Raw genomic sequence first — 9,595 nt, 5'->3', positions numbered from 1 at the left:
GCCCGGCCCCCTCCAGCGGGGGCCGGGCCGTTCCGTCGTTCCGCGTTCCGCCCGCGTTACTTCTTGATCACCAGGGTGCCGGCGGCACGGTCGTGCCAGCCCTGCAGCTTCCCGGAGTTGTCGAAGAACGGCGACAGGTAGACCAGCAGCGCCCCGATGTAGCAGAGGAAGACGCCGACGATCGGGATGATGAAGCGGATGAAGCCGCCGCCCAGGCCCGGGGCCTGACCGTTGCTCTCCTTGACCACGCGCAGGCCCATGGCCATCTTGCCCAGGGTGGCGCCGGCGAAGGAGACCATCAGCCACTCGTAGAGCAGGTTGAAGACCGAGAGCACCCCCATCATGATCAGCATGGTGGCGACGACACCGCCCGCGGCGTCGTTCTGCTGCTGGATGCAGTCGCTGTAGGCGGTGCTCGGGTAGCTGAGCGCGGTGCAGTCCTCGGTGTCCTTGGCGATGCCGAGCACGCTGGCCATGCCGAGCGCCATCACCAGCGCGATGACCGCGCCGACCGCCAGGGCGTCGATCAGCCGGGCCAGGAAGCGCTGGCCCATGGTGGCGATCCTGACGGTGCCGAGGTGGGCGATGTTGATGTAGCCGTTGTTCGCCTGGATGGTGCCGGGAACCGGCTGGTAGCCGTACGCCTGCTGCTGCGGCGGCGCCTGCTGCGGGTACCCGTAGGCCTGCTGCGGCGGCTGCTGGGGGTAGCCGTACCCGGCGGCCGGCGGGGCCTGCTGCGGGTAGCCGTACCCGGCCTGCGGCGGCTGCTGGGGCTGCTGGGGCTGCTGGTACGGGTTGTTCGGGTCGGGCGGATAGGTCATCGATGCCTCCGGGCAGATGGGAACAGATGGGGACGGGACTGCGGAGGACCCGGAACGGACCGGTGGATCGGGGACCGGTCGGACGGGACGTTAGCGGAGCGCACTGACACCGGCGGGCCGTGCCGACCGGTGCGCGCTTCCGTTCAGGGCCGTGGGAAGAGCGCGGACGGGAGCCGTGACGGCCCGGTGGCGAGGGGCGTGCCGCCCCGTCGGTCGGTCGTCGGCGCGGTGCGGTCTGGTCGGCTCACTTCGTTCTTCCCCCGGTGACGCCCCCGCCGGGTCTGTCCGTCGGCCCGTCACCGGGCCGGATGCGGCGGGGAATGCCCGCTCATCGTCGGACGGACGACGGGGCGCTGTCCAGCCGCGTTCGCGGGTCGGGCCGGACTGTGGCGCAACCGCAATACGACCCGAACCTTCCGCTCCCGTCCGTTCGCCCCGGAACGGTCCGTTCCGGGACGGCCCGGCCCGGGCCCGCCGCCGCCCCCGCCGCCGACTCGGGGCCGCCCCGGGGCCGGTGACGCGGAGGGCGGGGACCGGTGGCGCGGAAGGCCCCCGGGATCCGGGAGAATGGTGCCATGACCGCCCAGATTCTCGATGGCAAGGCCACCGCCGCCGCGATCAAGTCCGAACTCGCCGCCCGCGTGGCGGCCCTCCAGGCGAAGGGCGTCACGCCCGGCCTGGGCACCGTCCTGGTCGGCGACGACCCGGGCAGCCGCTGGTACGTCAACGGCAAGCACCGGGACTGCGCCGAGATCGGCATCGCCTCGATCCAGCGCGAGCTGCCCGCCACCGCCACCCAGGAGGACGTCGAGAACGTCGTCCGCGAGCTCAACGCCGACCCGACCTGCACCGGCTACATCGTCCAGCTCCCGCTCCCCAAGGGTCTCGACCAGAACCCGGTCCTGGAGCTGATGGACCCGGACAAGGACGCGGACGGCCTGCACCCGACCTCGCTCGGCCGCCTCGCGCTCGGCATCGAGGGCCCGCTGCCCTGCACCCCGCTCGGCATCGTCGAGCTGCTGCGCCGCCACGACGTGCCGATCGACGGCGCCGAGGTGGTCGTGGTCGGCCGCGGCGTCACCGTCGGCCGCTCGATCGGCCTGCTGCTCACCCGCCGCAGCGAGAACGCCACCGTCACCCTCTGCCACACCGGCACCCGCGACCTCGCCCACCACCTGCGCCAGGCCGACGTCATCGTGGCCGCCGCGGGCGTGCCGCACCTGGTCAAGCCGGAGGACGTCAAGCCCGGCGCGGCCGTGCTGGACGTCGGCGTCAGCCGCAGCGAGGGCAGGATCGTCGGCGACGTGCACCCCAACGTCGCCGAGGTGGCCGGCTGGATCTCCCCGAACCCCGGCGGTGTCGGCCCGATGACCCGCGCCATGCTGCTCAACAACATCGTGGTGGCGGCCGAGCGCCGCGCCGGCCTCTGACCAGCACCCGCACGACGATCGACGACCCCGAAGGACGGGAAGCCATGGCCGAACCGCGGCGGACCCGGCGCAGGCCGGTCAAGACCACCGGGACCCTGCCCCCGGAGGGCTCCGCGGCCGCGCTCGGGCGCGACCACGCGCTGCCGGTCCGGCAGTGGCCGATAACCGTGGTCCTGCTGGTGGTCGCCGCCGGCCTCGCGGTCACCTGGTTCGCCGACTTCCGGGACGGCTTCAAGTACGGGCTGCTGATCATCGGCGGCGGGGTGCTGCTCGGCGCGCTGCTGCGGCTGGTGCTCCCGGAGGTCGGCATGCTGGCGGTGCGCAGCCGGTTCACCGACGTGATCGTGCTGACCTTCCTCGGCGTGTCGATCGTGCTGCTGACCCTGATGGCCCAGCCCAACCCCTGGCTGGAGCTGCCGGTGCTGGACAACATCGGCAATCTGATCGGCCGCCCGCGCCGGTAGACCCGCCCGCCGCCGCACGGCCCCCGCCCGGCTCCGGGCGGGGGCCGTCATCGTCTGTGACCAACCAGTCGCGACCGCGCCCGCGGCGTACGCTTCCCTTTGCGATACCCTGACGCCGGTTGTCTCGATGTCGAGAGACCGTCCTCGGCTCCAGCGCGCCGAACGTGCCTGGGGCACCTGGCGATTTGCTGGAGAAGGTAGAAATGACCCGCACCCCCGTCAACGTCACCATCACCGGAGCCGCCGGCCAGATCGGCTACGCGCTGCTCTTCCGCATCGCCTCGGGCCACCTGCTCGGCGCCGACGTCCCGGTGAACCTGCGCCTCCTGGAGATCCCGCAGGGCCTGAAGGCCGCCGAGGGCACCGCCATGGAGCTCGTCGACTGCGCGTTCCCGCTGCTGCGCGACATCACCATCACCGACAAGCCGAACGAGGCCTTCGACGGCGCCAACGTCGCGCTGCTGGTCGGCGCCCGTCCGCGCACCGCCGGCATGGAGCGCGGCGACCTGCTGCAGGCCAACGGCGGCATCTTCGGCCCGCAGGGCAAGGCCATCAACGACCACGCCGCGGACGACATCAAGGTCCTGGTCGTCGGCAACCCGGCCAACACCAACGCCCTGATCGCCCAGCGCAACGCCCCGGACGTCCCGGCCGAGCGCTTCACCGCGATGACCCGCCTGGACCACAACCGCGCCCTCGGCCAGCTGTCGGCGAAGACCGGCGCCCTGGTCTCGGACATCAAGCGCGTCACCATCTGGGGCAACCACTCCGCGACCCAGTACCCGGACATCTTCCAGGCCGAGGTCGCCGGCAAGCCGGCCTTCGAGGCCGTCGGCAGCGACCAGGCCTGGCTGGAGAACGACTTCATCCCGACCGTCGCCAAGCGCGGCGCGGCCATCATCGAGGCCCGTGGCGCCTCCTCGGCCGCCTCGGCCGCCAACGCCGCGATCGACCACGTGCACACCTGGGTCAACGGCACCGCCGAGGGCGACTGGACCTCCATGGGCGTCGTCTCCGACGGCTCCTACGGCGTCCCGGCCGGCCTGATCTCCTCCTTCCCGGTCACCACCTCGGGCGGCTCCTTCGAGATCGTCCAGGGCCTGGAGATCTCCGACTTCTCGCGCGCCCGCATCGACGCCTCGGTCAAGGAGCTGACCGAGGAGCGCGACGCGGTCCAGGAGCTCGGCCTCATCTGACGCCCGGCCCCGTGCCCGCCGACGGCCCGTCGTCCCCGTTCCCCGGGGGCGGCGGGCCGTCGCCCTACACTGACCCGCTGTGAGCGAAACCCTTGAGGACGCGGCGCTCGTCCTCGTCTTCGTCGTCCTGGGCGGCCTGTTCAACGTCGCCGAGATCTCGCTGATCTCGCTGCGCGAGGGCCAGATCCGCAGCCTGGAGGCGCGCGGCAGCCGGCGGGCGTCCAGGGCGGCGCACCTCGCGGCCGACCCCAACCGCTTCCTGGCGGCCGTGCAGGTCGGCGTGACCTGCATGGGCTTCCTCTCCGCGGCCTTCGGCGCCGACACCCTGGCCGGCAAGGTCGCCCCGCTGTTCGTCCGGGCCGGGCTCTCCGAGGGCGTCGCCGACGCCACCGCCCTGGTCGGCCTCACCCTGCTGATCAGCTACGTCTCGCTGGTGCTCGGCGAGCTCACCCCCAAGCGGATCGGCCTCCAGCGGGCCGACTCCATCGCCGTGCTGGCCGCGCCCGTGGTGGACGTCATGTCGGTGGCGCTGCGCCCGGCGATCTGGCTGCTCGGCCACTCCACGGACCTGATGGTCCGGCTGCTCGGCGGCGATCCGAAGGCCGGCCGCGGCTCGATGAGCTCCGAGGAGCTCCGCGGCCTGGTCGCGGCGAACACCGAACTCGGCAGCGACGAGCGGAGGCTGATCGCCGACGTGTTCTCCGCCGGGGACCGCCGGCTGCGCGAGGTGATGGTCCCGCGCACCGAGGTGACCTTCCTGGACGCCGGCCGCGCGCTCGCCGAGGTCCGTGTGGAGACGGACTCCTCCCCGCACTCCCGCTACCCCGTGATCGAGGGCAGCTACGACGCGGTGACCGGCTTCGTGCACGTCCGCGACCTCTACGGCGCGCGCGGCCGGGGGGCCGCCAGGGTCCGTGACCTGACCCGCCCGGTCAAGCTGCTGCCCGCCAGCAAACGGGTGCTGGAGGCGATGGGCGAGATGCGCCGCGAGGGCCACCACCTCGCGATCGTGGTCGACGAGTACGGCGGGACGGCCGGCATCGTCACCCTGGAGGACCTCGTGGAGGAGGTGATCGGCGAGATCCGCGACGAGTACGACACGCCCGAGCCCGCCCCGACCCGGCGGCTGGCCGGCGGCGGCGTCGAGCTCGACGGTCTGCTGAACCTCTCCGACTTCGCCCAGGAGACCGGCGTCACCCTCCCCGAGGGTCCGTACGAGACGGTGGCCGGCTGTCTGGTCGCCGGGCTCGGCCGGCTGCCCGCCGACGGCGACCGGGTGCGGATCCCGGCCGGTCCCGGCGAGGAGGTGCTGCTGACGGTGGCGAAGCTGGAGGGCCGCCGGGTCGCCCGGGTGAGGGTGAGTGCGGTCACACTGGCTCGGCCCCCGGGGCAGGAGGTTTCCTGAGCGGTCGGTGGAACTGGAACAATGGCCCGCATGGTCAACGCAGCGGTCACTGGTCCGGTCAAGGACCGTCCCCGGGTACTCTCCGGGATCCAGCCCACCTCCGGCTCGTTCCACCTCGGCAACTACCTGGGTGCGGTGCGCCAGTGGGTCGATCTGCAGAAGGAGAACGACGCCTTCTACATGGTGGTCGACCTGCACGCGATCACCGTCGAGCAGGACCCGGCGACGCTGCGCCAGAACACCCGGATCTCCGCCGCCCAGCTGCTCGGGGCCGGCCTGGAGCCCGAGCACTGCACCCTGTTCGTCCAGTCGCACGTGCCCGAGCACGCGCAGCTCGGCTGGGTGATGAACTGCCTCACCGGCTTCGGCGAGGCCTCCCGGATGACCCAGTTCAAGGACAAGTCGGCCAAGCAGGGCGCCTCCGCGACCTCGGTGGGCCTGTTCACCTACCCGATCCTCCAGGTCGCCGACATCCTGCTCTACCAGGCGGACGCCGTCCCGGTCGGCGAGGACCAGCGCCAGCACGTGGAGCTCACCCGCGACCTCGCGGAGCGCTTCAACACCCGCTACAGCCCGACCTTCACGGTCCCCAGGCCGTACATCCTCAAGGAGACGGCCAAGATCCAGGACCTCCAGGACCCGGCCGTCAAGATGAGCAAGTCCGCGTCCTCGGCCAAGGGTCTGGTCAGCCTGCTCGACGAGCCGCGGACCAGCGCCAAGAAGTTCCGCAGCGCCGTCACCGACACCGGCACCGTGGTCTCCTACGACGAGCAGGAGAAGGCCGGCGTCTCCAACCTGCTGCGGATCCACTCCGCGCTGAGCGGGCAGTCGATCGAGCAGCTCGTCGCGCACTTCGAGGGCAAGATGTACGGGGCCCTGAAGACCGAGCTGGCCGAGCTGTTCACCGAGTGGGTGACGCCGTTCCAGGAGCGCACCCGGGTCTTCCTGGACGACCCGGCCGAGCTGGACCGCGTCCTCGCGCTGGGCGCCGGCAAGGCCCGCGCGGTGGCCTCCGAGACGCTGGCCACGGTGTACGACCGGATCGGCTTCCTCCCGGCCGCCCAGCCGTGACTCCGCTGACGAGCCTGCCCGGTGGTGAGGGTCTCCCGGAGACCCTCACCATCGGCGTGTCCGTCGGCGTCCCGGATCCGTACGGCGCGGCGATCCAGGACGCGCGGGCCGGCCACGGCGATCCGCTGGCCCGGTCGATACCCACGCACGTCACGCTGCTGCCGCCCACCGAGGTGCCGGCCGAGGCGCTGCCGAAGATCGAGGAGCACCTGGCGGCGGTGGCCGCCGCGCACCGGCGGTTCCGGATGGTGCTGCGCGGCAGCGGCACCTTCCGCCCGGTCTCCCCGGTGGTCTTCGTCCGGGTGGAGGAGGGCGAGCGGGAGTGCCGGCTGCTGGAGGCGGACGTCCGCTCCGGCCCGCTGGCCCGGGAGCTCGCCTTCCCCTACCACCCGCACGTGACGGTCGCCCACGGGCTCGCGGACGACGTGCTGGACCAGGCGCACGAGCAGGCCCGGTCCTTCCACGCGGCCTTCCCGGTGCCGGGGTTCAGCCTCTCCCGGTTCGACGCGGACGAGGTCTGGCGCCCCTGGCGGGCCTACGCCTTCTCCTGACGCGCGACCGGGATCCGGGCCGCTGTGCCGGGCCGGCCGCCGAGGGCCAGCATCCGGTCGACCGCCCGGCGGGCCGCGCCGCCGTCGTCCAGGGCGCAGTGCACCTCCCGGAACCGCCGGTAGCGGCCGGCGTACCCGGCGGGCGGGGCGCCCCCGGCGTCGGCGACCTCGCGCAGCGCCGCGACCAGCGCGGCCGGGTCGCCCAGCAGCGGTCCGGGTGCCTGTGCCTCGAAGTCGAAGGCGAAGCCGCGCAGGCTGTCCCGGTAGTGCGCGAGGTCGTAGGTGAAGAACAGCACCGGGCGGCCGGTGATCGCGAAGTCGAAGAGGATCGACGAGTAGTCCGTCACCAGGACGTCGGCGACCAGCAGCAGTTCCTGGACGTCCGGGTAGTCGGCGCAGTCGATCGCGAAGCCGTCCCCGGTGCCGGCCAGCGGCTCGCGGACGTGGGCGTGCGGGCGCAGCAGCAGCACGTGGTCGTCGCCGAGCGCCCGCCGGGCCAGCGCGAGGTCGAGCCGCAGGTCGAGCCGGAAGCCGTCGCCGTCCGGGCGCGGCCGGTCCTCCCGCCAGGTCGGCGCGTAGAGCACCACCCGCCGGCCCTCCGGCACGCCGAGCCGGCGGCGGACGGCGGCCGCCCGGCGCGGGTCGGGGCGGGCCAGCACGTCGTTGCGCGGGTAGCCGGACTCCAGGATCTCGCCGCGGTAGCGGAAGGCCCGGCGCAGGATCGGGGTGGCGAACGGGCTGGGGGAGAGCAGCACGCTCCAGTGCGGGGTCTCCCGGTCGAGCGCCGCGAGGTAGCCGTGGTCGGCGAGCCAGGGGTTGTCGACGTCGTGGGCGATCCGCTTGAGCAGGGCGCCGTGCCAGGTCTGGACGACCACCTGGCCGGGGCGGCGGCGCAGGAAGTCCGGGAAGTGGGTGTTGCCGACGAGGTAGCGGCTGGTGGCCAGCGCCCGGTACCACTCGGGGCTCCAGACCCGCACCGCGCGGACCCCGGGCGGCAGTTCGGCCTGCGCGTCGTCGACCGTCCACAGGTGTTCCAGCGGCGCGCCGCGGCGGGCGAGTTCGGTGTGCACGGCGCGCGGCGAGTCGGCGTAGCCGCGGCCGCCGAACACGTCGTACAGCACGGCCTCGCGCAGCGGCTCGCGCCGGGCCGCGGGGTAGCCGGCGGTGCGCTGGCGGGCCTGTGTCCAGGCGCTGCGCTCGGTGGGGGTGAGCACGGGGGTGGAGTCCAGCAGCAGGGTGTCGTGCCAGCGGCGCTCCAGCAGGATCCGCTTGCCGCCGGCCTGGGTGGCGGCGGGCAGCGCGGCCAGCAGCGCGGGCGCGGCGGTCAGCGGCCGGGCGGGGCCGCCCCACCCGGCGGGCCGCAGTTCGGCCTCCCACAGGCCCTTGCGCAGCGGCAGCGCGGTGCCGTCGGAGCCGGTGCGGGTGGCGGGGAGCCGGACGGCGAACCGTCCGCCGGGACCGGACTCGACCGGGCGGCGGACCTCGGTGCCGGTGCCGTGGTGGCGCAGGACGAGGTCCAGCGGGCCGGGGGCGGGACAGTGGCCGGCGAGGTCGAAGCCGCCGGCCCGGGGGGTGATCCGCTCGACCCAGCCGACGGCGGGCCGCACGCAGAGCTGGAGCCGGCCGTCGGCGAGGTGCTTGAGGTGCAGCGCCCGGTCCCCGGCCCCGGGCAGCGGGTGCTGGCCGGACACCGGTCCGCCGCGCTCGTCGAGGACGAGGGGGTCGGCGGTGCCGTCGGGGCGGAGCAGCTCGGCGTCCCAGTGCTCCAGTTCGCCGCCGCCGCGGCCCTCGGCGGTGAACGGTGCGTGCGGCAGCAGGGCGGTGACGGCGCGTCCGGTCCGGTCGGCGGGGTGGGCGAGGACGGTGCCGCTCTCGCGGTGGCGCAGCCGCAGCACGGTGCGGGGCGGGCAGGGGGCGGCGGTGACGAGGTGCAGGACGGTTCCCCCGGGGGCGGGGACGGCCCGGGTGAGGCGGGTGCCGGGCCGTTCGAGCCGCAGCGCGAGCCGGCCGCCGGTGAAGCGCGGCTGGAGGCGGACGTCGTGGTCCACCCAGCGGGCGGGCGGGTACTCGCCGGAGCCGCACCAGTGCGGGGCGAGCCCGCCGTACCGGCGCCGGGGCCCGGCCGGCGGCCGGCCGGGGAGGGCCGGGGTGAACAGGGTGGCCTCGACGGTCCAGTCGCCGAGCAGCCAGCCGTCCGCGGTGCGCAGCCGGCGGGGTTCGACGAGGGCGGTGAAGCCCGCCCAGTCGTGGTTGTGGTCGGGCTGGGCGCTGTCGTCGGTGACCTCGGGGAGCCGGCGGGGCCGGGTGGGGAGGTGGACGGGGTCCCCGTGGTCGCCGCGGCGCAGGGTGAGCCAGGTCCAGGCGGAGCCGGGGCGGGCGGTGGGCCGGTCGCCGGGGCGGGCGAAGCCGGTGAGTTCCAGGCCGCGGGCGGTCCAGCGGGCGCGCAGCAGTCCGAAGGCGGCGTTCTCCTCCTCGCCCGGCAGCGGGGTGCCGAAGCGGGGGTCGCCGAACCGGGGCGCGGCGTGCGGGAGGACGAACCGGGTGAGGACAGCCATTTCCACGGACCTTTCTCGGCGAGAATTTCAATCTCACCCGGAAAGGCTTCCGAGGTCAATTCAGGAATTGACCGGAAATTAGCTGACGAGTTCTCCCCGGAA

The 9,595-nt window shown here is 73.9% G+C and carries 8 protein-coding genes; 6 read left to right on the top strand and 2 right to left on the bottom strand.

Annotated elements, in window-relative coordinates; translation table 11 throughout:
- Positions 1 to 56 precede the first annotated feature (56 nt).
- Positions 57 to 821 (bottom strand): RDD family protein, encoded by a 765-nt coding sequence (locus ACFCX4_RS11640; RefSeq protein WP_376140909.1) that lies wholly within the window; start codon positions 819 to 821, stop codon positions 57 to 59.
- Positions 822 to 1,396: 575 nt separating this feature from the next.
- Between ACFCX4_RS11640 and ACFCX4_RS11635 the strand changes: the two genes are divergently transcribed.
- The 6 genes from ACFCX4_RS11635 (at position 1,397) to ACFCX4_RS11610 (ending at position 6,938) form a co-directional block, all read left to right on the top strand.
- Complete coding sequence (locus ACFCX4_RS11635; RefSeq protein ID WP_376140907.1) at positions 1,397 to 2,251, top strand: bifunctional methylenetetrahydrofolate dehydrogenase/methenyltetrahydrofolate cyclohydrolase; 855 nt, start codon at positions 1,397 to 1,399, stop codon at positions 2,249 to 2,251.
- 44 nt (positions 2,252 to 2,295) lie between these two features.
- The gene (locus ACFCX4_RS11630; RefSeq protein ID WP_376140905.1) at positions 2,296 to 2,715 is read left to right on the top strand and encodes a DUF3017 domain-containing protein; all 420 of its coding nucleotides are present in this window, start codon (positions 2,296 to 2,298) and stop codon (positions 2,713 to 2,715) included.
- Between the two features lie 203 nt (positions 2,716 to 2,918).
- On the top strand, positions 2,919 to 3,911 hold the full coding sequence (locus ACFCX4_RS11625; protein ID WP_376140903.1) for a malate dehydrogenase: 993 nt from the start codon (positions 2,919 to 2,921) through the stop codon (positions 3,909 to 3,911).
- A 79-nt stretch (positions 3,912 to 3,990) separates the two neighbouring features.
- Positions 3,991 to 5,316: a hemolysin family protein gene (locus tag ACFCX4_RS11620; RefSeq protein WP_376140901.1), complete on the top strand. Its 1,326-nt coding sequence runs from the start codon at positions 3,991 to 3,993 to the stop codon at positions 5,314 to 5,316.
- Positions 5,317 to 5,346: 30 nt separating this feature from the next.
- A complete protein-coding gene (trpS, locus tag ACFCX4_RS11615) occupies positions 5,347 to 6,387 on the top strand; it encodes a tryptophan--tRNA ligase (protein ID WP_376140899.1) in 1,041 nt (346 codons plus the stop codon).
- A complete protein-coding gene (locus ACFCX4_RS11610; protein WP_376140898.1) occupies positions 6,384 to 6,938 on the top strand; it encodes a 2'-5' RNA ligase family protein in 555 nt (184 codons plus the stop codon). The genes trpS and ACFCX4_RS11610 overlap by 4 nt, the downstream gene beginning before the upstream one ends.
- Here the strand turns inward: ACFCX4_RS11610 and ACFCX4_RS11605 are convergent.
- On the bottom strand, positions 6,923 to 9,493 hold the full coding sequence (locus tag ACFCX4_RS11605) for a CDP-glycerol glycerophosphotransferase family protein (protein WP_376140896.1): 2,571 nt from the start codon (positions 9,491 to 9,493) through the stop codon (positions 6,923 to 6,925). The two genes, ACFCX4_RS11610 and ACFCX4_RS11605, sit on opposite strands and share 16 nt — an antisense overlap.
- Positions 9,494 to 9,595: the final 102 nt, after the last annotated feature.

The organism is Kitasatospora sp. NPDC056327, assembly GCF_042261735.1.
GTDB lineage: Bacteria > Actinomycetota > Actinomycetes > Streptomycetales > Streptomycetaceae > Kitasatospora.
Note: the sequence above shows the minus strand (reverse complement) of the source record. Positions and strands in the feature narration are given on the sequence as shown.

Coding starts and splice junctions, on each gene's coding strand:
- trpS (WP_376140899.1), top strand. CDS start 5,347: ATGGTCAACGCAGCGGTCACTGGTCCGGTCAAGGACCGTCCCCGGGTA.
- ACFCX4_RS11635 (WP_376140907.1), top strand. CDS start 1,397: ATGACCGCCCAGATTCTCGATGGCAAGGCCACCGCCGCCGCGATCAAG.
- ACFCX4_RS11625 (WP_376140903.1), top strand. CDS start 2,919: ATGACCCGCACCCCCGTCAACGTCACCATCACCGGAGCCGCCGGCCAG.
- ACFCX4_RS11605 (WP_376140896.1), bottom strand. CDS start 9,493: ATGGCTGTCCTCACCCGGTTCGTCCTCCCGCACGCCGCGCCCCGGTTC.
- ACFCX4_RS11630 (WP_376140905.1), top strand. CDS start 2,296: ATGGCCGAACCGCGGCGGACCCGGCGCAGGCCGGTCAAGACCACCGGG.
- ACFCX4_RS11640 (WP_376140909.1), bottom strand. CDS start 821: ATGACCTATCCGCCCGACCCGAACAACCCGTACCAGCAGCCCCAGCAG.